21 protein-coding genes and 1 CRISPR repeat array (1 of these 22 cut by a window edge) are annotated in these 21,743 nt (G+C 63.0%); of the genes, 12 read left to right on the top strand and 9 right to left on the bottom strand.

Going from position 1 to position 21,743, the window contains the following annotated elements; genetic code table 11:
* Positions 1-64: a CRISPR direct-repeat array (repeat unit 28 nt); it reaches 7,227 nt to the left of the window's first position.
* A 488-nt stretch (positions 65-552) separates the two neighbouring features.
* The 3 genes from csb2 to cas2 are packed head-to-tail and all read left to right on the top strand — an operon-like array spanning position 553 to position 2,837.
* On the top strand, positions 553-1,359 hold the full coding sequence (gene csb2, locus V7R84_RS13220; RefSeq protein WP_338569817.1) for a type I-U CRISPR-associated protein Csb2: 807 nt from the start codon (positions 553-555) through the stop codon (positions 1,357-1,359).
* 2 nt (positions 1,360-1,361) lie between these two features.
* The gene (cas1, locus tag V7R84_RS13215) at positions 1,362-2,549 is read left to right on the top strand and encodes a CRISPR-associated endonuclease Cas1 (RefSeq protein ID WP_338569815.1); all 1,188 of its coding nucleotides are present in this window, start codon (positions 1,362-1,364) and stop codon (positions 2,547-2,549) included.
* Between the two features lie 3 nt (positions 2,550-2,552).
* A complete protein-coding gene (gene cas2, locus V7R84_RS13210; RefSeq protein WP_338569814.1) occupies positions 2,553-2,837 on the top strand; it encodes a CRISPR-associated endonuclease Cas2 in 285 nt (94 codons plus the stop codon).
* 662 nt (positions 2,838-3,499) lie between these two features.
* Here the strand turns inward: cas2 and V7R84_RS13205 are convergent.
* Together V7R84_RS13205 and V7R84_RS13200 are read right to left on the bottom strand one after the other, a co-directional pair.
* Positions 3,500-4,516, bottom strand: a complete 1,017-nt coding sequence (locus tag V7R84_RS13205) for a cation diffusion facilitator family transporter (protein WP_338569813.1) — start codon at positions 4,514-4,516, stop codon at positions 3,500-3,502.
* Positions 4,513-4,863: a metalloregulator ArsR/SmtB family transcription factor gene (locus tag V7R84_RS13200; RefSeq protein WP_338569811.1), complete on the bottom strand. Its 351-nt coding sequence runs from the start codon at positions 4,861-4,863 to the stop codon at positions 4,513-4,515. Before V7R84_RS13200 ends, V7R84_RS13205 begins: the two co-directional genes overlap by 4 nt.
* Before the next feature lie 107 nt (positions 4,864-4,970).
* Between V7R84_RS13200 and V7R84_RS13195 the strand changes: the two genes are divergently transcribed.
* The 4 genes from V7R84_RS13195 (at position 4,971) to V7R84_RS13180 (ending at position 7,232) form a co-directional block, all read left to right on the top strand.
* Positions 4,971-5,735, top strand: a complete 765-nt coding sequence (locus V7R84_RS13195; RefSeq protein ID WP_338569810.1) for a DUF364 domain-containing protein — start codon at positions 4,971-4,973, stop codon at positions 5,733-5,735.
* Between the two features lie 16 nt (positions 5,736-5,751).
* Positions 5,752-6,168: a cupin domain-containing protein gene (locus V7R84_RS13190; RefSeq protein ID WP_338569809.1), complete on the top strand. Its 417-nt coding sequence runs from the start codon at positions 5,752-5,754 to the stop codon at positions 6,166-6,168.
* 68 nt (positions 6,169-6,236) lie between these two features.
* Complete coding sequence (locus tag V7R84_RS13185; RefSeq protein ID WP_338569808.1) at positions 6,237-6,701, top strand: hypothetical protein; 465 nt, start codon at positions 6,237-6,239, stop codon at positions 6,699-6,701.
* Positions 6,702-6,767: 66 nt separating this feature from the next.
* On the top strand, positions 6,768-7,232 hold the full coding sequence (locus V7R84_RS13180) for a hypothetical protein (RefSeq protein ID WP_338569806.1): 465 nt from the start codon (positions 6,768-6,770) through the stop codon (positions 7,230-7,232).
* A gap of 13 nt (positions 7,233-7,245) precedes the next feature.
* On the opposite strand, the gene lysS is transcribed toward V7R84_RS13180, so the two are convergent.
* Genes lysS through V7R84_RS13165 form a run of 3 tightly spaced genes read right to left on the bottom strand, consistent with a single transcriptional unit; the run spans position 7,246 to position 9,785 of the window.
* A complete protein-coding gene (gene lysS / locus V7R84_RS13175) occupies positions 7,246-8,766 on the bottom strand; it encodes a lysine--tRNA ligase (protein WP_338569804.1) in 1,521 nt (506 codons plus the stop codon).
* Positions 8,767-8,807: 41 nt separating this feature from the next.
* On the bottom strand, positions 8,808-9,485 hold the full coding sequence (locus V7R84_RS13170; protein WP_338569802.1) for an HAD-IA family hydrolase: 678 nt from the start codon (positions 9,483-9,485) through the stop codon (positions 8,808-8,810).
* Between the two features lie 3 nt (positions 9,486-9,488).
* A complete protein-coding gene (locus V7R84_RS13165; protein WP_338569800.1) occupies positions 9,489-9,785 on the bottom strand; it encodes a cell division protein CrgA in 297 nt (98 codons plus the stop codon).
* A 90-nt stretch (positions 9,786-9,875) separates the two neighbouring features.
* On the opposite strand from V7R84_RS13165, the gene V7R84_RS13160 reads away from it, so the two are divergent.
* From V7R84_RS13160 to V7R84_RS13140, 5 genes are all read left to right on the top strand, one after another.
* Complete coding sequence (locus V7R84_RS13160; RefSeq protein ID WP_338569799.1) at positions 9,876-10,643, top strand: DUF881 domain-containing protein; 768 nt, start codon at positions 9,876-9,878, stop codon at positions 10,641-10,643.
* 210 nt (positions 10,644-10,853) lie between these two features.
* Positions 10,854-11,258 (top strand): hypothetical protein, encoded by a 405-nt coding sequence (locus V7R84_RS13155; RefSeq protein ID WP_338569798.1) that lies wholly within the window; start codon positions 10,854-10,856, stop codon positions 11,256-11,258.
* 205 nt (positions 11,259-11,463) lie between these two features.
* Positions 11,464-11,928: a hypothetical protein gene (locus V7R84_RS13150; RefSeq protein WP_338569796.1), complete on the top strand. Its 465-nt coding sequence runs from the start codon at positions 11,464-11,466 to the stop codon at positions 11,926-11,928.
* A gap of 55 nt (positions 11,929-11,983) precedes the next feature.
* Positions 11,984-14,497, top strand: a complete 2,514-nt coding sequence (locus V7R84_RS13145; protein WP_338569794.1) for a PKD domain-containing protein — start codon at positions 11,984-11,986, stop codon at positions 14,495-14,497.
* 117 nt (positions 14,498-14,614) lie between these two features.
* Complete coding sequence (locus V7R84_RS13140; RefSeq protein ID WP_338569792.1) at positions 14,615-15,256, top strand: aminodeoxychorismate/anthranilate synthase component II; 642 nt, start codon at positions 14,615-14,617, stop codon at positions 15,254-15,256.
* Between the two features lie 139 nt (positions 15,257-15,395).
* Here the strand turns inward: V7R84_RS13140 and pknB are convergent, their stop codons facing one another.
* The 4 genes from pknB to V7R84_RS13120 form a co-directional block, all read right to left on the bottom strand.
* Complete coding sequence (gene pknB, locus V7R84_RS13135; protein ID WP_338569790.1) at positions 15,396-17,453, bottom strand: Stk1 family PASTA domain-containing Ser/Thr kinase; 2,058 nt, start codon at positions 17,451-17,453, stop codon at positions 15,396-15,398.
* 64 nt (positions 17,454-17,517) lie between these two features.
* On the bottom strand, positions 17,518-18,945 hold the full coding sequence (locus V7R84_RS13130; protein WP_338569788.1) for a penicillin-binding protein 2: 1,428 nt from the start codon (positions 18,943-18,945) through the stop codon (positions 17,518-17,520).
* A complete protein-coding gene (locus V7R84_RS13125) occupies positions 18,942-20,321 on the bottom strand; it encodes an FtsW/RodA/SpoVE family cell cycle protein (RefSeq protein WP_412728124.1) in 1,380 nt (459 codons plus the stop codon). The genes V7R84_RS13130 and V7R84_RS13125 overlap by 4 nt, the downstream gene beginning before the upstream one ends.
* Before the next feature lie 8 nt (positions 20,322-20,329).
* Positions 20,330-21,739, bottom strand: a complete 1,410-nt coding sequence (locus tag V7R84_RS13120) for a PP2C family protein-serine/threonine phosphatase (RefSeq protein ID WP_338569784.1) — start codon at positions 21,737-21,739, stop codon at positions 20,330-20,332.
* Between the last annotated feature and the right edge of the window lie 4 nt (positions 21,740-21,743).

The raw sequence follows: 21,743 nt of genomic DNA, 5'->3' as shown, positions 1-21,743 counted from the left end.
TCCCTCAACCACCACGCCGCAGCAGGCAACGAGTCGGTATTCCCCGCGAGAGCGAAAATAATCCCTATACTGGAGAATTATCTCAGCTCTCTCGAGTTTTTGCGGGAATCTGGTTATTTATCCAGCTGGAGGGGGAATCGAATAGAGGGTAGAGGCGGCTCGTGATTTAGCAGACCTCGTCTCCGGCGTCCAATTTCGATTGGCGAAATATCGGGAAGATTTTCTGTGAGTCGGGGTGTTCGTGAGATTACTTATAGTCATTTGAATCCCTATCCAGGTGGAGTTGGTGATGGCTGCAAAATGTCTCGCAGGGGTTAAGTTGAATCTGTTTAGAGGTTTACTGGCTGCTATCCGTATCTTGGGTGATTTCTGAAGTTTTTTTGAAAGGTTTTTTTGATGGCTGGTGTCTTTGATGCATGTCGATTATAAATCGGATGGAGAGGTGGCGGGAGTTGGGTGCTGAACTCGCGGGTTATTTGTTATCCGATAGCATCCTCTGTAGTCGGGATTGGTCTCGTCACGTGCTGACGGATGGTTTTAAAGGAGTGCTTGATGTCTGGCTCCCTTGTTGTTCAGCCCACGACCGTTCGGTGGCGGCTGGAACCCACCGCCCCCTTCCGTGTCGAGGACGGCATTCTCGCTGCCCACGGGCTTCGGGGACGCATCCTCGGCACCAAGAAGGAGAACACGGATCTGCGGGAGCAGGGCAGTGGGGTCGAGGCGCTGGCCGGACACCACGACGCTTTCGGTGACGGACCTCAGCATCGGCATGCCCACTGGCTGTGGCTGCCGACGCTGGGTGCCGGCGGTGAGCTGACGGGGCAGGTGGAGGATCTGGTGCTGTGGGTGCCCGACGGAATACCTGCCGACACGCTTGCCCGGCTGGCCGGGGCGAGGTACCTGCCCCGTTGGAGCAACGCACCCAAGGGGTATCGCTCCGGAGCTGAACTGCACCTGCAGCTGATGGGTCCCGTCGATACGGTGATGCGTGAATACACCAGCGTCGATGCCACCACGTGGGTTTCTGTGACTCCGTTCCTGACCGACCATTTCCCCAAGCAGAACAAACCGCGGGAGGAGTTCGCGCAGAAACTCGTGGAACGTGAACTTGGTTTCCGTCACCCCGGGGGCGCGCCGCCAGTGAGGGTGACGCTGCTCGCCGACTGGGAGGATCAGGACGTGGTGAGGTTCCGTCGATACCGTTGGAACGAATCGATGGCGCAGCGTCGCCGCGGAATGCTGCTGCAGCTGGACTTCGACGACCCCCTGCCGAAGGGGCCCGGGGATCGTCCGGAGCCTCTGGTGCTTGGGTCTCTTTCGCATTTCGGTTTCGGATTGTTCCGCCCGGTGGAGCGATAACCATGTCGGAACGGGGGGAGTACTCGGTGGAACCGCAGCTGGTTCCCGCGAGGATGCTGAACGAGTTGGTGTACTGCCAGCGGCTGTTTCATCTCGAATGGGTGGATGGCCGCTGGGCTCACAGCGACGACACGGTCCAGGGTTCGGTGGCCCACGACGCGACGGATCGGCGTTCCGGTCGGATGCCCGCACCCGATGAGGAGGAGAAACCGTTCACCTCGATTCAGGTGGCGTTGTCGGATCCGGACCTCGGGGTGACGGCTGTCATCGACCGGGTGGATCACGAGGACGGATCGTCGAGTCCTGTGGACATGAAGAAGGGGTCCGGCCCCGGCGATGGCGGAATGTGGCCCGCCGACCGGGTGCAGGTTTTGACTCAGGCGGTGCTGTTGCGACGCGCCGGGTATTCGGTGAACCGCGCCGAGATTTCCTATCTGGGATCGCATCACAGGGCCTCGATCGATGTGGGGCCGGACGCGGAGACGGAGGTGCGGGAGCTGGTGGCGTTGGCACGGAAGGTGGCTGCGCAGGAACTTCCGCCCCCGCCGTTGCTGAACGATCCGCGCTGTCCTCGTTGCTCACTGGCGCCGTTGTGCATGCCCGATGAGACGAACTATCTGCTCGAACGTTCCAGTGGGCAGCCGTGTCGGATCATCGTCAAAAATCCCGCCACCAGACCGGTTTATGTGAACACGCAGGGGGCGTCGGTGAAGGTTTCTGGTGGCCGACTGCTGGTGGCGGTCAAGGGCGAGACGGTGGCTGAGCGTCGACTCCTTGACGTCTCCCAGGTGTGTGTTGTGGGGAACGTGCAGATCACCACCCAGGCGCTCAAGGCATTGTGGCGCAGGGGTGTGGTGCTGCACCAGCCCCGCTACGGCAGACCCGCTCTTGCTCTCGACCTGGCCGAGGAGTTCCGCGCTCTCGTGGCGGAATCCGTGGCGTTGCAGTGTTTCAACAACGGTGAAATCAACGAGAAAAGCTTCATGCGGGGACATCTCGGGGTGGTTCTGACCGCGGACGGACGACGCTCCGTCATCAAGGCGTACGAACGTCGCCTCGACATGGAGCTGAAACATCCGCTGTTCGGGTATCAGGTGTCCTATCGGAGGGTGCTGGATCTCCAGGCGCGGGTGCTGGCGGCTTCCTTCACGGGAGAACTGGATTCCTACACCCCATTGATGACGAGGTGACCCATGGCTCGACGACGATATCTCATCTCCTACGACATATCGGATCCCAAACGACTGCGAGCCACCTTCAAGCTCATGAAGGGCTACGGGAAGTGGCTTCAGTATTCGGTGTTCGTGTGTGACCTGAGCAAAGCGGAACTCGCGATGTGGGAACGGGACATCCGCGATGTGATCGCACTCGCCTACGACTCGGTGGTGGTGATCGACCTCGGTACACCGCAAGACGCCGACATCCGTATGCTTGGGGTACCGCGTAGATTGCCCGACGAGGGACCCGTGGTGGTGTGAGCCGCTGCGAGACCTGTGGTCGTGTCGTTTCCCCTAGGGAGCGCTCGCAGGGGTTTGACTAGGTGTTTTACCCCGTGACAACTCAACAGAGTGTTACTGCCGGGGTCCGCGAGACGCAGCGCTCGCAGACGTTGGTAAAGTTCCTTGTCAGGACCGCCTTCCGAGGCGAGCCATTGTTCCGGTCTCTAAGACCGGACTTCATTGAGACATGGGGATGATGCCGCGATCAGCAAGGGCAATGATCATTGTTCCGGTCTCTAAGACCGGACTTCATTGAGACCATTTGTGCTGGGGTGTAGGACATGATTTCTTCTTGCATTAAGGCTTATTCACAGCCATCCTCAAACGCGCTCTGACTAGGGGTTTCACTGGTTGACACGTCGCCTGTGAATAAGCCTCATTGTTCCGGTCTCTAAGACCGGACTTCATGGAGACGTGAAAGCCTGTTGACGGCATTATTGGCGTCGTTCCGAGGGTGATAGTCGCGGTGCGACCTGATCGTGTTGCTCGCGGCCCGGATCTCCCGGATATTCTATGGGCTGAGCGTGACGGGGTCGGGTCAATCGGGGTGTGGGAAGAATGCCCGGTCCGTGTTTCGCGAAGACTTTTCCTCTGGTGACACTCCTGCGTTCGGGATCGCCACCAGAGGCTCCTGCGACCTTCTAGGCGTGCAGGTGTTCCTTGTGTCGTTCTGCTACCTTTTCCGATTCCAGCTGCAGGGTGCAGTGCTCGATGCTGATCTCGTGATGCGTGACCAAGCATTCCTGGATTTCGGCGAGGATCTCCTGCGAATGCCCATCGGTGAAGCATTCGTCGGCCAGCACCACATGGGCCGTCAGGACCGGAAGTTCGGTGGAGACGGTGGAGGCGTGGAGATCGTGGACCCCCTTGACGTGAGGCTTTTCCATCAGGTGCTGCCTCACCTTGGCCAGGTCCAGTTCAGTGGGGGTAGCCTCCAGCAGGATCGACCCCGACTCCCGCAGCAGCTTCAGGGCGCGCGGCACAATCAGTGCTGCCACAAGAAGCCCGGCGACGGTGTCGGCGCGGGTCCATCCGGTCACGGCAATCACCGCGGCGGAGACGATCACCGCCACCGACCCGAGGGCGTCGTTCAACACCTCCAGGAAAGCGGCACGCATGTTCAGGTTGCTGTCCTTGCCGCCCAGCAGCACCAGCAGCGACGCGACATTGCCGAGCAGGCCGATCACACCGATGACGGCCACCCCGCCCGCCTCCACCTCCGGAGGGGCGAACAGACGAAGCACACCCTCGTAGATGGCGTACCCGCCGACGCACAGCAGAATCGCGGACTGCGCCCCGGCGGACAACACCTCCGCGCGCTGCCATCCCCACGTGTGACGCTCCGAAGGGGGACGTTTCATCAACGTCGCCGCAATGAGCGCCACCACCAAGCCGACGGAGTCGGTCAGCATGTGCCCGGCATCGACGAGCAGCGCCAGGCTGTCCGTCACGATCGCGCCAACCACCTCCGCGGCGAAGATCACCCCGGTGATCCCCAGCGCAATCCCCAGGCGGGTCCGGTTCGTCGATCCGTGCGCATGATTGTGGCTGTGCCCGTGGGAGTGGCCGTGATCGTCATGCCCGCGGACTGCGCGACCGTTCTCGTCGTGGGTTGTGGTGTGATGCTCGTGACCGTGGTGGTCGTGGTGTTCGCTCATGATGTCTCGACTTCCGGTTCGCAGGTGACAGGGACCTCACCGGTTGCAACCAGAAGGTCGTCGGCGGCTGCCAGAAGATTCGTGGTTAGTTCTGGCTCGGCCAAGGAATAGAAAGTGGCGCGGCCCCTCACCCGTGCGGTCAGCAGCCCGCTGTCCCGCAACCCCCGCACGTGGGCCGACACCGTGGACTGCGCCAGTCCCAGGTGCCCGACGAGGTCGGCCACCCGGTGCTCCGACAGCATCAAGTGCTTGACGATGGCCAGTCTGTTCGGGTCGGCGAGGGACCTAAACAGCGTCGCTGCCATCTCGGTCTCGGTGGCGGGAGTTCCCGTCTCTTTCATCGTCATGAGACGATGATAACGGTTGGTGCCGATGATGCCAAGGGGTTTTGGCGACGGAATCTGCCGTGTACTCTCCGATGGGTAAGCCCCACCTTGGTTGGACGGAGAACGGCATGGCACATCCCTGGGAGATCTACGACGCACTGATCGACGCGATCCCGCAGGAGGTGACCCTCACCACGGTGAACGTCGGCGCCCAGTGGACCCGGGTGATCAACTCAGCCGGCGGGATCGGCATGGCGTGGACCATGAACATCAAGACTCGCCCCGACAGCTTCCCCGGGGTCACCCTCGACGGCATCCCGCTGCGCGAAGCCGCGGGTCTGATTCGCAGCTGGAACCTGGCCGAGGCCTCCATCGGGCAGGCCGCCATCAACTCCTGGCACAGTCGTCCGGAAACCGCGGAGGCGAACGGCTTCGTCTCTACCGGGCAGGGCATCAACTGGGGCATGGTCTTCGACCCCTACGCCACCGACGTCGCCGGCAAGAAGGTGGCGGTCATCGGGCATTTCCCCTTCGCCCAGAAGGCCCTCGAAGCGGCGGGGGAGTACATCTGCCTGGAACGCAACCCGCAGCCCGGCGACTACCCCGACTCCGCCTGCGAATACCTCCTGCCCGAATGCGACTACGTGTTCATCTCCGGTTCCGCGTTCGTCAACAAAACCGCGCCGCGCCTGATCGAGCTGTCACGCAACGCCCACACCGTGCTGGTCGGCCCGTCGGTTCCGCTCAACCCGGTGTTGTTCGACCACGGCGTCGACACCATCACCGGGTTCGTCTCCCCGAACCCGCAGCAGCTCGACCGCGCACTGGCCGGCGTCAACATGAAGGGCATGTTCGCCGCCGGGTACCGTGTCCACCAGCATCGCCCCGCCTGATCAGTAAGGAGATCCCATGGCCGAACAGAACCAGGTTCCCGTCAACACCCCTGACGTCTTCGGCGCCCCGGAGGTGTCGGGCAGCGGTGGGGCGATGACCGTGATCGACTCCGTCGCCTCCGCCCCACATACCGATCCGTCACGCCCACGCCCCGGCGTGCGCAGGCAACTCCAGGGTGATGGGGCCAACGTCATCCTCATGAACTTCGCGCCGGGCCAGTGCCTCGACGACCACAAGGCGGCGCACCCCATCCTGGTGCAGTGCACGCAGGGCAGGCTGCTGTTCACCTGCGGCGACGACGTGGTGGAGATGGGGCCGGGGGTCGTGCTGCACCTGACCAGTCACCTCACGCACCGCGTCGACTGCCCCGCCGACGCCCCCGAGAAAAACGTCCTGATCCTGACCATGCTGACGGGGGAACGCCACCAGTGACCACAGCTGTCTGCCCCGGATTTTCCAAAGGGAAGATGAGCGTCGCCCCCGTTGACTAAAGTTCATGCATGATCATCTACAGGGGCTGGGGAGGAATGGGCATAGTTCTGCCCGTTCTAGGAGCCGGCATCATGCTGGCGATCGCTTCGTCGCTCAAACTGTCCAACGCGATGTTTCTGAAGTTGGCCCTCGTCGGGGGCTTTCTGGGTGCCGTGGGGGCATGGTTCCTGGGGCGGTGGCTGAACCAGAAACGCCCCTTCGTCAAACTGGAGGAATGGAAGGCGCAGCGGCGCGTGGAATTGTGCTCCCTGGTGGATCAGGGACAGTTCCAGATCGCTCCCGGCGCTCCTGTCCCCACCAGCAAGGAGGAGGGCTACGCGCAGGTGGAAAAGCTACTGGAGCGCGAGGCCCGGGACCTGTCGCCGAAAATGCTCAATCAGCACTCCCTCTACGGAGTGCCGCTTCACATGGTGGGTCTGGGGATCGGGGTGCTGACCCTGGGAGGTTTCGTCGCATCCTTCTTCACGTCGTGACCTGATGCATTGTTGAATGAATCACAACTCCTCACCGCGGGGTCGGGAAACCCTTACCATTCGGGCATGATCATTTTTCGTGGCTGGGGGCTTTTGGGGGCTGGCATCCCTGTATTGACCGCGTTCGCTATCGGTGCCCTACCGATGAGTCTGTATGGAGACAAGAGCGCGATTGCCAATATCTTCATAGCTCTCGGTGCGCTCGTTGGTGGTGCCCTGGGCTTTCTGTGCGGGCGATGGCTCAACGTGATACGTCCCCGCACCAAGGTGGCCGAATGGCAGGAACAGCGACGCGCCGAGCTGCGCGCCCGTGTTGATGCGGGCCAGTTCCAGATGGCCCCTGGCGTCCAGGTTCCCGCCTCCAGGGAGGAGGGCTACGCCCAGGTCGAACAGCTGATCGCTGCGGAGAGCCCCGAGATACTCAGCCAGCTCAAGAACATCCACACCCTTTTCTACATTCCAATGCAGTGGTTCGCGATCGGTGGGGGAGTGGCGATGTTCTGCGGGTTCTTGTCGAACGTGTTCCGCTGAGGTCGCCGGTTCCTCAGCCCGCGGAGGGACGCAGCAGGGGGTAGAGAATCGTCTCCCGGATGCCCGCTCCCGGGTTGAGGAGCATCACCAGGCGGTCGATGCCGAGCCCCATTCCACCCATCGGCGGAGCCCCATACTCGAGGGCCTCCAGGAAGTCCTCGTCGAGCTGCATCGCCTCCGGATCCCCGGCGGCTGCAGCGAGGGACTGGCGCACCAGCACGTCGCGCTGGATCACCGGGTCAATGAGTTCGGTGAAACCGGTGCCACGTTCCATGCCTCCGATGATCAGGTCCCAGGCCTCGATCTTCCCGGGCTCGGAGCGGTGCGGGCGAGCGAGGGGCTGCGCCAGCGACGGGTAGTCGTGGACGAAGGTCGGCTGGATCAACCTGGGCTCCACGAGATCCCCGAACAGCTCCAGCGACAACTTGCCCGCGTTCCACTTCGGGTCGTACTCCACCTCGCGTTCGTCAGCGACAGCCCTCAGCTCCTCCAGGGAGGTCTCGACGGTGATCTCGCGACCTGCCGCCTCGCTCAACCCGTCGAAGAACGGCAGCCACCGCCACTGACCATCGAGGTCGATGGTTCCCTGGTCGGTGTCGACCTGCCGGGAACCGACGGCGTCGGCGGCGGCGACGATGATGTCGTGGATCAGTTGCGCGATGGTCCGCTGATCACCCCACGACTGGTAGGCCTCCAGCATCGTGAATTCCGCGGAATGCGACGAATCGATGCCCTCGTTGCGGAACACCCGCCCCATCTCGTAGACACGATCCGCGCCGCCGACCATGGTGCGTTTGAGGTGCAGCTCCAACGCGATGCGCAGGCTCATGTCGATGTCGAAGGCGTTGAGGTGCGTGGTGAAGGGCCGGGCCGCGGCGCCACCGTGGACGAGCTGCAGCTGCGGGGTCTCCACTTCGATGTAACCCTGCCGGTACAAGGTGTCGCGGATGGCGTGGGTGATGGCGGCGCGTTTGCGCACCATAGCGCGCGCATCCTCCCGGGCGATCAGATCGACGTAGCGGCGGCGCACCCTGCTCTCCTCGGACAGCTCCTTGTGCAGCACCGGGAGGGGACGCAGCGCCTTCGACGCCATCCGCCACCGCTTCGCCATCACCGACAACTCACCGCGTTTCGACGAGATGACGCGGCCCTCCACCCAGACGTGATCGCCCAGATCGACGTCCGACTTCCAGGCCGCCAGGGCCTCCGCTCCGACCTCCGCCAGCGACAACATCACCTGGAGGCGTTCACCGTTGTCGCCAAGGGTGAAACCGTCCTGAAGGGTCGCGAAGGCCAACTTGCCGGTGTTGCGGATGAATACGACGCGCCCCCCGACCTGCACCACGTCGTCGGTTTCCTCCCCGGCTTCCAGGTGTCCCCAGCTCTCACGCACCTGGAGGAGGGTGTGGCTGCGGACCAGGTCGGCGGGATAGGGCTCGGACTCTGCGGTCAGCAGCCGTGCCCGCTTCTCCTTGCGGACCGTCGTCTGCTCCGAGTCGGTGGGTTCGGTTGCCTGGGTGCGCGGTTCAGTCACGGTAGAGAATCCTACCGTTCGCGGTCGGGGCCGATGAATCGTCAGCGGGTGGCGTGAACGATCACACGGATACCCTCGTCGCCCACCTCCCAGGTCACCTGCGACAGATCCGTCACGTGCACGTCGGCGCGGAGGACGTCGGCGGTGTGGGTGCTGAGGATCCCGAGCGTGGGGAACCCGCCGGCCCGGGCTGCGGTGATGCCCACGGGTGAGTCCTCCGCCACGAGCGCATGCGACGGTTTCACGCCGAGTCGCTGCGCGGCCAGCAGGAACGAGTCGGGGGCAGGTTTGCCGTGCTCCACCTGGTCGCGGGTCACCACGACTCGGGGATGGGACAGGCCGGAGGCGTGCAATCGGGCGTCGAGCAGAGGCTGCGTGCAGGAGGTCGCGATCGCCACCGCATCACCGGGCAACACCCGGAAGGCATCGACCGCCCCCGGCATGGGCACCACCCCTGTGGTGTCGGAGACCTCCAGCTCCTCGATGCGTGCCGCCGCCTCGTCCCAGCGTGTCGCGTCGGGAACCAACGCCTCCGTCAAGGCGCGGCTCGGCATGCTCATGTACTTCGGCATCTGGGTCAGATCGACGTCGTACTCCGCAGCCCATCGGGTGTAGGAGCGAACCATGGCGTCGTGGGAGTCGACGATGGTGCCGTCGTGGTCCAGGATCACCGCGTCGAAGAAACCGACGGTCTCACCGCCGGCGTGTTCCCACCCCATCTACTATTTCCAGAGCGTCATGAGGCTGAAACACGCGATGATCAAACCGAGGGCGATGAGGATGTTCCAGTCACCCAATGCCCTCATGAAATCGATGTGAGCCCCCGCCAGGTTCCAGGTCACCATCCAGAGCACACCCAGCAACCCGACGGGAATGAAGGTCCACGGAACCCACCGGCGCTCGGTGTTGGCGGCCAGGCGTTTGCGTTCCTTGCGTTCCTTGCGAGCCTTTTCGAGCTCTTCGGACTGCTTCTTGCGCGCCTTGCTCTTGGCTTCCTTGCGCACCTTGGACTCGGGCACCGCGCCCCTCCTTTCGCCTCTGCCGACCAAGATTAGTGGAGTTGACCGGTCGGAAACACATCCGAGGTTCGTGCCGCGTAGGGTTGTTTCATGAGTGAGACCCGTCTGATTCGGCTTCTGAAACGCATCAGGGGACCCCGCGACGATGAGAACCCCCGCAGCCTCAGAGGCCGGGTGGGGACGGGAATCATCTGTGTCCTGGCGGGTGCGATGCTCACCGCCTCCGCCATCGCGGCCCGCGGCACCGACCTGCGATCCGACCGCAACACCGACCTGCGGGGCCTGGTCGCCACACAGGCTCAGCGGAACGAGCAACTGCGAGGCGAAGTCGCGGAGGTTCGAGCCGAGGTGGAGGAACTCGGACACCAGCAGGGGGCATCCCCGGAGCTGGAAAAGCAGCAGCGTGTGGTCGCGGAACAGGCCGCGGTCGTACCCGTCACGGGTCCCGGAATGCGAGTGACCCTCACCGATGCCCCCACCGATGTGAGACCAGCAGGCGTCGACGACGACGCCCTGGTGGTGCACCAACAGGACATCCAGGCCGTCGTCAACGCCCTGTGGAAAGGTGGGGCAGAGGCGGTGAGCATTCAGGGACAACGGATCATTTCCACGTCGGGCATCAAGTGTGTCGGCAACTCCGTGGTCCTGCACGGTATTCCCTACGCGCCGCCCTACGTGGTCGAGGCAATCGGCGACGCCGGTCGCATGGCCGCTGCCCTGAAGGGGTCCCGGGCGTTGACCACCTACCGGCAGTACGCCGATGCCTACGGTCTGGGATACCGGGAAAGTGTGGAATCCTCCTTGTCTTTGCCGGCATTCCAGGGCGCCTTGGGAATTACCCACGCAAAATCCAGGTGACAGGAAACACCGTCCCTCACGAAGTCGCCCCGGTGTGGAAGCGACACAGGAGCAACCGAAAGGGTCGTGTCGGTGGGTTTGTTCTCGTGTGACGTTGTGATTTCTGTCCTCCAATCGGACTACTACTGAGGGAGGGTGGGCGTGTGGTTGGATTGGTGCATGGTGGACAGTGGGGTTCGTGGCGGTTTTGTTTTGTGGTCGCGTCGGGGTGTGATGCTGCTGGGTGTGGGGGTGCTGGCTGGGTGTGGTGATGTGGTGGAGGATCGGTCGCAGTTGCCGGTGCTCCTGGCGGACCCCCTGGCGGCGGAGGATTTGTTGGCTCTTCCCCTGAAGAAAGGCTCCGAAAAAGGGTACGGGCGTCCCTTGGGTAAGCCCCGGTTCACCGAGGTGAGGAGGGTGTTCTCCTTGGGTGATGCTGATCGGCAGGAGATTTTTGATCGGGCGGTCGCCTTTGCTAAGGAGGCGGGGTGGAAAAAGGAGCACGAGACCGGTCTGCCGCCCAACATGGTGTGGAATGGTGAAAAAAATAATCCTAGGCGTGAATGTGGCGTCTCTATTTCTGATGACGATGCGGCCGATCTGATAATCAGGATCAGGGTTCTTGAAGTGCCCTGAGTGGGGTGGGTGAAATCTGAATGGCTTCAAAACCGTGGGGCTTCTTCGCGGTCGTCGTTACATATGGTCTGGTCAGGGGTTTAACTGGCTGGAGGGGCGGGGTGAGCGGTTCGTGTCGGTGGGATTTGTTCTCGTGTGACGTTGCGGATCCTGTCCTCCAATCGGACTACTTCTGAGGGAGGGTGGGGTGTGGTTGGATTGGTGCATGGTGGACAGTGGGGTTCGTGGCGGTCTTGTTTCGTGGTCGCGTCGGGGTGTGATGCTGCTGGGTGTGGGGGTGCTGGCTGGGTGTGGTGTTGTGGGTGATGTGGGGGAGGATCGGTCGCAGTTGCCGGTGCTCCTGGAGGATCCTATGGCGGCTAAGGATCTGTTGGGTCTGCCTCTGAAGGAGGGCTCTGAGAGCGGGTATCGGCGTCCTTTGGGTAAGCCCAAATTCACTGAGGTGAGGAGGGTGTTCTCCTTGGGTGATGCTGATCGGCAGGAGATTTTTGATCGGGCGGTCGCCTTCGCCAAGGAGGCGGGCTGGAAAAAGGAGCACGAGACCGGCCTGCCGCCCAATATGATATGGAATGCTCAAAAAAGTAACCCTCGACGTAAATGCGGTGTTTTTATTGCGGACAATGATGCGGCTGATTTGATCATTATGCTCGAAGTTGTTGAGAGGCTGTGAGTGGGGGCGGGGAAATCTGAATAAGTCCAAAACTGTGGAATACATTGGAGGAGTTTTGAGAAAATTACTTCGACTGGTTGTGTTGGCGGCGCTGTTTGTCGCCTCGGGGATATTGCATCCTGCGGCGGCGAAAGCCGATGAGGTGATGGGGCCTCCGCATCCGTCTCCCAAGCGATTGTCGGTCGTTCAGCTCGGTGATTCGTTCTCGGCGGGGAATGGCGCAGGATCCTACTACGGTGCGGCGTGGTGCGAACGCAGCTCCAAGAACTGGGGGCAACGGTTCGTGGAATCAGCGAGCTCCCTCGGTATTGATGTGAGCTACGTGAATCGAGCCTGCTCGGGTGGAGTTCTTGGGGACATCTTTAAGCCCGGAATCGTTGAGGAGCAATACCTGCGCATCGCCGAGGGGGATTCCGAGGACGACGTGCGTTCCAAACTGGAGCGGGAGGATGCCTGCTCACTCAAGTCGAGCGAAGACATTATCGGGGTCGAGTACCAGATCAGCCGACTCGGAGGAACCTCGTATTTCACCTATCGGTGCAAGCTGACCCTCAGGCCACAGGCCGATTCGGTGGACAAGGGCACCGATCTGGTGCTCATGACAATGGGGGGTAATGACGCAGGATTCGCTGATATCATTCAACACTGCCTTGCTCCCGTTGGCCTGCCTCAATACGGTGGCGGAGATGGGAATAAATGCAAGAAAGACATTCAGGATACTTCTAATAATTTGTCGCGGATCATGAATGATCTTGAATCAAACATTGATCAGCTTCTTTCCGAGAAGATGTCGGGTAATCCTTCCTCCCAGGTAATTCTCATGAGCTATCCCCTGCTCTCGCTGGACAAGCCCTTCCTCCTCGAGACCGACTCGGGGCAGTACGACGCCTCGGCTGCCGTGCGCGAACTGGGAATGCAAGCGGTGGAGTATCAGAAGCAACTCGTGCAGCGCTTGAACGTGAAATATCTGGGTCGAGTAAAGTTCGTCGAGCAGACCCCCGTAGCTTTCGCCGGACATGAGCCAGACCCTGATTTCAATGTGTGGGGGATGACGGAGAAAACGAATCCCCAGCGCTGGCTGAATGAGTTCATGGAGACGGAAGGGGAGTACAAGGACGGTAAGATAGAGGCTCAGGGATCCCTCACCTACACGAATTTCTGGCATCCGAACATTGCCGGTCATCGTGAGATGGGCAGGTTAATCCAAACCTCCGGGGTATCGCAGAATGCTCCATTGCTCGGTGGGCATCAGGCCAAGAGGGATGTGGTTTTCGTGGTTGATGCCACCTCATCCATGCGTGACACATGGTCGGAGACGGTGGCGTCGATTCAAACGACCATGCTCCCTTCCGTCTTCGGTGGCGATACCCGGTACGCGCTCGTGACCTATCAGGACCACCCGGAAGGCGGCGGTGTGGCCGGAAATTATCCATCGCGGCTGGATCAGGATTTCACCGAAAATCCCGGAGACATTCTGGACGCGCTCGGCAAAGTGGAGTTGGCTCCCGCCGGCGATCCCGCGGAATCGGTATACAGCGGAATCGTGCAAGGCCTGTCGCTGCGCTGGCGCAAGGACGCGAGCAAGGTGATGCTGGTACTGGGAGACGGACCGGCCAAGGATCCCGAACCCGTCACCGGCCTGACATGGCAGACCCTTCGCCTTGGTTCTTACGCGGTTTCCAACGCCCGGGTTTCAACGGTCGGTAATCCCGCCGCGATGGGCGCAGGACTGGCAGAACTCACCGAGGCCACGGGTGGCAGGACGATCCCCGACGGCACGAGCGGGAAAACGCCGCAGGACATCGCCGATGACGTGACCGAGGATTCCGCTGACAAACCCTTCGCCTGGCTGCAAGGGCCCTATGTCGCCAAGGTTGGCTCCGAGGTTCGGCTGGACGCCCGGGCCAGCTACTCACCCAATGGTGACGTGGTGAAGTACGAGTGGGACTTCGACGGCGACGGCACCTTCGATCAAACCACCACCGCCGACATGGTCGTTCACCGCTACGACAAGGAGGTGAGCGGTCACGTGATGGTGAGAGTCACCGATACCAAAGGGAAAACCTCCGTGGGTTCCACCAAACTCGACATCACCCGGGACGGGGACGTCATACCCGACGCTTACGACAACTGTCCGGATGTCGCGAATCCCAACCAGCAGGACATTGACGGCAACTGGATCGGGGACGAGTGCGAAGATCCCGAGCAGTTCCTCCGTCCCCCCTCACCCTCCCCGACACCGAGTCCTTCGGCATCGCCCACCCAGACCGTGACGCCCTCCGTCGCTCCGTCGGAGTCGCCACGTCCCACGGTCTCCCCGAGCCAGACCGTCTCCCCGACGGTGGAACCGATTCCGAGTGCTTCGCCCACGATCTCGGAGGTCCCGAGCCCGTCGCCGACCGCCAGCGACTCCGGAGGCGTGACGGTGCCGCCGGAGCCTCCCCGGCCACCATCGACACCTCCCACGGTGTCGCCGCCGACGGGACTGCCGTCGCCCACCTCGGCCCCGCCGCCCAGCAGGTCGCCAGTCAAACCCGGACTGCCTCGAACCGGATACGGCGCCGGGTAGCGGACGCCAAAGCCGTTGGGCCCTTCCTGCGGGCCCAACGGCTTTCTTTGTCAGGACAGGTGAGGAGACGCCGCGGCGTGGGCGCGTCGGTTGCCGCAGCGTGACAGAATTGCGCCCGTGGCACGCATCCTCGTCATCGACAACTACGACTCGTTCGTCTACAACATCGTCTCCTACCTCGCCCAGATCGGTGCCGACGTGGAGGTGTGGCGCAACGACGATCCGCGTTTCGCGGAACCCGGCTGGGAGGACGCCTTCGACGGGGTGCTGCTCTCACCCGGCCCCGGCACCCCGGAACGAGCCGGAGTGTGTGTTGACGTCATCCGGCGACTCGGCGGTCGCACGCCGCTGTTCGGGGTCTGTCTCGGTCTCCAGGCGATGGCTGTTGCCCTCGGCGGTGTCGTCGACCGGGCCAGCGAACTGCTGCACGGCAAGGTCTCACCCGTGACCCACGACGGCAAAGGTATTTTCACGGGCCTGCCGTCACCGCTGCGCACCACCCGCTACCACTCCCTCGCCGCCGTCGAAGAAAAACTCCCGGAGGAGCTGGAAATCACGGCCCGCACCGAATCCGGGGTCATCATGGCCATACGTCACCGCGCATGGCCGATGGAAGCGGTGCAGTTCCATCCCGAGTCGGTGCTCACGGAGGGCGGCTATCAGATGCTCGCCAACTGGCTTGCAACCTGCGGTGACACCGAAGCGCCAGCTCGCGCCGCCCGTCTCAGCCCCCTGGTCGCCGCCGACATGAGCGTCTAAAACACACCGCTACCCTCCCAGACCAACACAAGGAACCCTCGGGCGACGGTGGGGTGTCGACTCGAGCCGCTCGCTTCGCTCACGTGTTGGCTCACACGGCGTGTGGGGTGAGCCAGCACGTTCACACCAATGAAGTCTCTCAGCTGGGCCGCTGCGTTGGGGTTTGGGACGGGGCCGGCGCCTTGGTGGAGGTTGGCTGCGCACTCGGACTAGCAGTGGGCTGGTTCTGCTGGGGCGGGATGGCGATCTCCACCGAGACGTCGGAGGTGTTCTTATCCAGCTCCGTGTCTGGGTCGAAGTTCTGCGAGTAGATCCTGTTGATCGGTTTGCTGGGGTCGCTCGTCGTCACCTTTGTGATGCGCAGATTGCCCGTGAAACCTGCGTTCTTGAAGGCTTGGCTGGCCTGATTCTCGTCCATGCCGATCAGGTTCGGCATTTTCGCGGTGGTGGGGGCGGCCTTTGCGATGGTGATGGTGATCTTTCCGGACTTGCGATCCAGCGCTGTGCCATCCTCGGGATCCTGGGCGAAGACCTTCCCGGCAGCCTGTTCGGTGCTCTCCTTCTCCACCACGTTCACCTTGTTTTTGAAGCCCTTCTCGCTGGCCAAGGAACGGGCCTGCTCGGCAGTCATGCCGCTGAAGTCAGGCACCGCGGACTTGCCCGTGGCGATCCGCACAGTGATGGCTTGGTCCGGGGCGGTCGCCTGGCCCGCTGCCGGTTCCGTTTCCTGCGCCTGATCCTTCACGGCGTCCGCGGCTTCTTTTGCCGGGTCCATGTCCTCCTTGGAGATCGTGCCTGTGAAACCGGCCTCTTTGAGCATCTTCGAGGCCTCGTCGAATGACTTGCCCTTCACGTCGGGCATCGGCAGCTGGTTCGAGCCCACGCCCACCTTGAGGGTCACTACGCTTCCGGCCTTGGCCTGCACACCTGCTTTCGGATCGGTGTCGACCACCTTGCCTTTGTGGGCGTCGTCGGAATCGGCGGTCTCCACCTTCGTCTCGAAACCCTGCTCCTTCAAGGTGGCCTCAGCGGAGGCTTGGAGAGCGCCCACGACATTCGGTACCACGACCTCCTTCGTACCCGGGTTGAGCACCATGTAGAGGGCTGTCGCAATGCCGATCACCAGCAAACCGACCAGCACCGAGACGACCACCAGGGTCTTGCGTTTCTTCTTCGGTTCCTCCTCGCCCTCCACGGGCTCCATGGTGTCGACGGCACCATTCAGCGAGGTGGCCTCCGCCGCGTTCGCATCCGCGGGAGTGAGGGGGCTCGGGGCCGCACGTCGGGCGGAGGACGGCATCACCGTCGTCGGCATCTCGACGGGGGAGGAGTAGGCGGCCATCACGGGCTGCCCGTTCAAGGCGCGCAGAATGTCCTCGCGGAACTCGCGGGCGTCCTGGTAGCGGTCATTCGGCGACTTCGCCAACGCCTTCAACGTGATGGCGTCCATCGGTGGGGTGACCTCCGGGTCGCGCTGGCTGGGCGGCACGGGCGTTTCCCGGACGTGCTGATAGGCGACTGAGACGGGGGAGTCGCCCTTGAACGGCGGCTCCGAACACAGCAACTCGTAGAGCAGACACCCCACCGAGTACAGATCCGAACGCTGATCGACCTTCTCCCCGCGCGCCTGCTCCGGCGACAGGTACTGTGCGGTGCCGATCACAGCGGCGGTCTGCGTCATCGTCGCGGAGGTGTCGGCCACGGCCCTGGCGATGCCGAAATCCATCACCTTGACCGTGCCGGCGGGGGTGAGCATCACGTTGGCCGGTTTGATGTCGCGGTGAATGATCCCGGCCCGGTGGCTGTACGACAACGCGTCCAGCACTCCCGCGGTGAATTCCAGCGCACGGGCCGGCACAATCTTGCGACCGTCGCGCAGCACCTCCCGCAGGGTCACGCCCTCGACGAGTTCCATCACGATGTAGGGCACCATCACGTCCGACTTGGTGTCGCGTTCCTCACCGGTGTCGTAGACGGCGACGATGTTCGGGTGGTTCAGGCCCGCTGCGGATTGTGCCTCGCGGCGAAACCGGGCCTGGAAGGTGGGGTCGCTGGCCAGGTCGATGCGCAGGCGTTTGATGGCCACGTCGCGGACGAGTCGTAGGTCGCGGGCCCGCCAGACCTCAGCCATGCCGCCACGCCCGATGATCTGGTCGAGCTCGTACCGCTCGCCCAGCAGGGTGCCGCGCTCAGTCATCGCACTGGTCCTTTCAATTGATCGGGAACCATTGTGGCCCATCGGACCCAGTTTCCGCCTGTCCTCATCGGAGGGACTCCACGACAGCCTTGAACACAGGTGCGGCGACCTTGCCTCCCGAGATGTCGTTGCGTTCGACCGACGTGCTCTGCACGAAAGTCACAACGGCGACGTGCGGTTCGGTGGCGTAACCGACGAACCACGCGTAGGGGGGACGGTTGGGGTCCGACTGAGCGGTACCGGTTTTGCCCCCGATGGTCATTCCACGGACCTGTGCGGGCGAACCGGTGCCGTCGCTGACCACATTCTCCATCATCTGCTTGAGTTGTTTAGCAGCTCCCTCGCTGATCGGACGACCCGCCTGCTCAGGTTGGACCGTCTGGATCACCTTGAGGTCGCTTCCGGTGACGCTCTTGACCACGTGCGGCTTCATCAACACCCCGTTGTTGGCGATGGCGGAGGCCACCATCAGCATCTGCAACGGGGTGGCTGCCACCTCGTACTGCCCGATGCTGGACTGCGCCAGATAGGCGGGATCCATCTGGGTGGGGAACTTGGAAGCCGTCGCCGGCAGGTCGATGCCGGGAACCGAGTTGAAACCGAAACGCTGTGCCACCCCCAACATCTTGTCCTGCCCCAGTTCCACACCCAGCTTCGCGAAAGCGGTGTTGCAGGACGTCGCTAGCGCGTGTTCGAGGGTGGTCTCCGTGCCTCCGCAATCCGTGGAATTGCCGATGCCGTGGCTGGAACCCGGTGCCTGGTAGCTGGTCGGGGACGCGACGGTGGACGAGGGTTCGTACCCGGCCTCCAGCGCAGCCGCTGCGGTCAGCAGTTTGAAGGTGGAACCGGGGGGATAGATTTCCCGCACCGCGCGGTTCTTCAGCGGCTCGGCGGAATCGTCAATCAGGGCGTTCCAGTTCTGCGTTTCCGTCGAGGGATCGGTGGAAGCCAGGAGGTTCGGGTCGTAGGTGGGGGTGGAGACCAGTGCCAGGATCTCGCCGGTGGTGTAGTCGATGGCGATGGCAGCCCCCTGCTGCTTGCCCAGGGCCTTGACCGCGGCGGCCTGCGCCTTCGGGTTCAGCGTCGTGTTCAGGTTCGTGCCCTGCGCTTTCTTGCCCGTGAGCAGGTCAACGATCCGGGTGATCGTCTGCGACGACGCGGTGCCGGTCAGTTCCGCGTTCCAGGTGCGCTCCAATTCCTGTTTGCCGTAGGAGTACGAATACCAGCCGGTCACCGACGAGTACATCGCACCCTGGGGGAAGGTGCGTTGCCACGGGAACTTTCCTGATGCGGGCGACGACATCGCGATCGCGTCGTTGCCGACGAGGATCGCACCCCGGTTGGTGTTGAACTCGGCATCCCTGACCCGCACGTTCCGCGGATCCTTGAGCATGTCCTCCGACCTGGCGATGGCCAGCCAGGTGATGTTCACCAGTAATGCCGCCATCAGCAGTGAGATGAAGATGCTGACTTTCCGCAGGGGACCATTCATTTCGCAATCACCGCTGTCGACTGTGCAGGAGTCATCAGCTCCTGCGGGGTGGCTGTGGCGCGCTGGGGCATGCGCGCGCGATGGGAGATCACCAGCAGGATGCCGATGATCATCCAGTTCGCGATCAGGGAGGATCCGCCCTGGGACATGAACGGCGTCGTCAGGCCCGTCAACGGCAGCAGACGAGTGATGCCACCGATGATCGAGAACACCTGCAACGCGAAGGTGAATGCCAGCCCACCCGCCAGGAGCTTGCCGAAACCGTCAGGGCAGATCAGTGCTGTCTTCATGCCGCGGGCGACGATGAACCCGTACAGCATCACCATCGCCATCATGCCGACGATCCCGATCTCTTCGGCGAGACTGGCGGCGATGAAGTCGCTCTCATTCATGGGCGTCAGCCACGGCGAACCCTGCCCCCAGCCGCGCCCGAACAACCCACCCCAGGCGTAACCGAACTGGGCCTGGATGATCTGGTAATTGGCGTCGTAGTCGCTGAACGGATTCAACCAGGAATTGACCCGGCGCGGCACGTGGCTGGTGAACCTCCAGGCGAGCAGCCCCGCGATCACGAACGCGACACCCGCGAGGATCGGCCAGGCCGGGCGCTGCGTCGCGACGTAAATCATGAAGGTGAACAAACCGAAGAACAACAGGGCGGTGCCGAGGTCGTTTTGGAAGACCATGATGCCCAGCGAGAGGAACCACATCACCACGATGGGACCCAGATCGCGGGCTCGGGGGAACTCGAGTCCGAGGATGCGTCTGCCGGCCAGCGCCAGCAGGTCGCGTTTCTCGTAGAAATAGGCCGCGAAGGCCAGGGCCAGGAGGATCTTGGCCACCTCGGCGGGCTGAAAACTGAACGGGCCGAGCCCGATCCAGATTCGCGCGCCGTTGAGTTCGCGACCGACCCCCGGCATGAGCGGCAGCAGCAGCAGCACCATGCCTGCCAAGAACAGCAGGTAGGGGAAACGCTGGAGCCGGCGGTGATCACGCAGCCAGATCACGACCGCGGCGAATAGCAGGATACCGAACCCTGTCCAGAGCAGCTGGTTCGTGGCGGCGTGTGTGTTCTTGGCGTTGTCGAGGCGCGCGATCATGGCCAGCCCGAGCCCGTTGAGCAGGAAAACGATGGGCAGGATCACCGGGTCCGCGTAGGGAACACGCCACCTGATGACGAAGTGTGCAGCCAGTGCCATGCCGAACCAGATGAGGGTGCCGGGTATCAGGTTGTCCGGGGGTGTGCCCCTCAGGCTCAGGTAGGAGACAACCCACCCCACCACGCCGAATGTGCACGCGATGAGGGTCAGTACCAACTCCACGCCACGTCGTTGCCGGTAGATGATGTACTCGCCCGTCGCCGAGGGCTGCTGCATGACCGACATCAGCAGGCCTCCGGGTCCGCTTCCTCGGCGGCCGTCGGGCTCATCGGGGCGAGTAGCGTCGGATAGTTCGACTGTCCAGTGGGGCTGGACGGCGGGGGCGCGGCGGTGGTGTTCGTGGGCAGGCCCGGACCTGCTGTTTCACTCGGCTGAGGCTCACTCGGTTTCGTGACGGGCCCGAGGCGCTTCTGACGTGCGTCGCGGCAGCGGCTCGCGTACCCGTCGAGAGCGTTGGCCGTCTCGTTGGCGGAGGTGAGGTCGGAAAAACCGATCGTATTGGCCACCTGGCGTTGGAAGAACATCGGAAGATCCGCGATCCGGGTTGTGCGGCGCTCCACCAAGGTGTTCATCTTGTAGCCGAGCAGCGATCCTGGGATGCCGTTGTAGATCCCGACCCTCCCGTCGGCGGAGGCGATGAAATACCGGGAGGTGCTGTACATCCGCACCCCCCAAAAGGCCGCTCCCAGGACGGCCAGGCACGCCAGAATCGCCATCATCGTCGTGGGCCAGCGGCGTTTGTTCTTGTTTTCTTGCGGTGCGTAGCGTGCCTTCTCCGTCGAGTCGTGGTCGGGATCCTCGATGGGCTCGGGTTCCGGCTCGGGATAGCCCGGGCCCTGCTCGTCGTGGGTGATGGTGGGGATCTCGCGCTCCAGGGCAGAACCGGCCAGCTGCGCTTCAGCGGCGTCGAGTTCATCGTCTTGTGGCACCACTTTCGCCAACACCAAGGAGATGTTGTCGTGGCCGCCGTGTTCGTTCGCCAGGGCCGCCAGCTGGGTGACGCACTCGTCGAGGTCGTCGAGGCCCATCAGCTCGTGCAGCTCGTCTTGGGTCATCAGGCCGGACAGGCCATCGGAGCAAAACAGCAGCCGGTCGCCCTTGCGCACGTGCAGTTCAAAGAAATCCGGATCCGTGTCTCCGGCCCCGTTGAGGACCTTCAGGATCAGCGACCGGTGTGGGTGGGTGGCAGCCTGCTCCGGCGTGATGCGGCCTTCGTCGATGAGCGACTGCACCCACGAGTGGTCGTGGGTGAGCTGTCGCAGCTCGCCGTCGCGCAGCAGGTAGGCGCGTGAGTCGCCGATGTGTGCGATGCCCAGCAACGTGCCCGAGAAGGCGGCACCCGAGAAGGTGGTGCCCATTCCGTCGAGTTCCGGGTCGTTCTCGATCAGGTCGGCGAGCTTGTCGTTGGCGCGTTGCACGATGCCCGCCATGTGTTCGAGCAGGTGCTCGTCATCGAGGCGACGATTTCCGTCATGGGCCTCCGCGACCGCGACGGCGGAGGCCAGGTCTCCGGCAGCCGCGCCACCCATGCCGTCGGCGACGACCAGCATGTGCGGGCTGGCGAAGGCGGCGTCCTGGTTGTTCTTGCGGACCCGTCCCACCTCGGAGTAGATGCGGAAGTCGAGGGAGAACATCGGC

This window comes from Arachnia propionica, from assembly GCF_037055325.1.
In the GTDB taxonomy this organism is placed as follows: domain Bacteria; phylum Actinomycetota; class Actinomycetes; order Propionibacteriales; family Propionibacteriaceae; genus Arachnia.
This window is presented reverse-complemented; position numbering and strand designations above follow the sequence as displayed.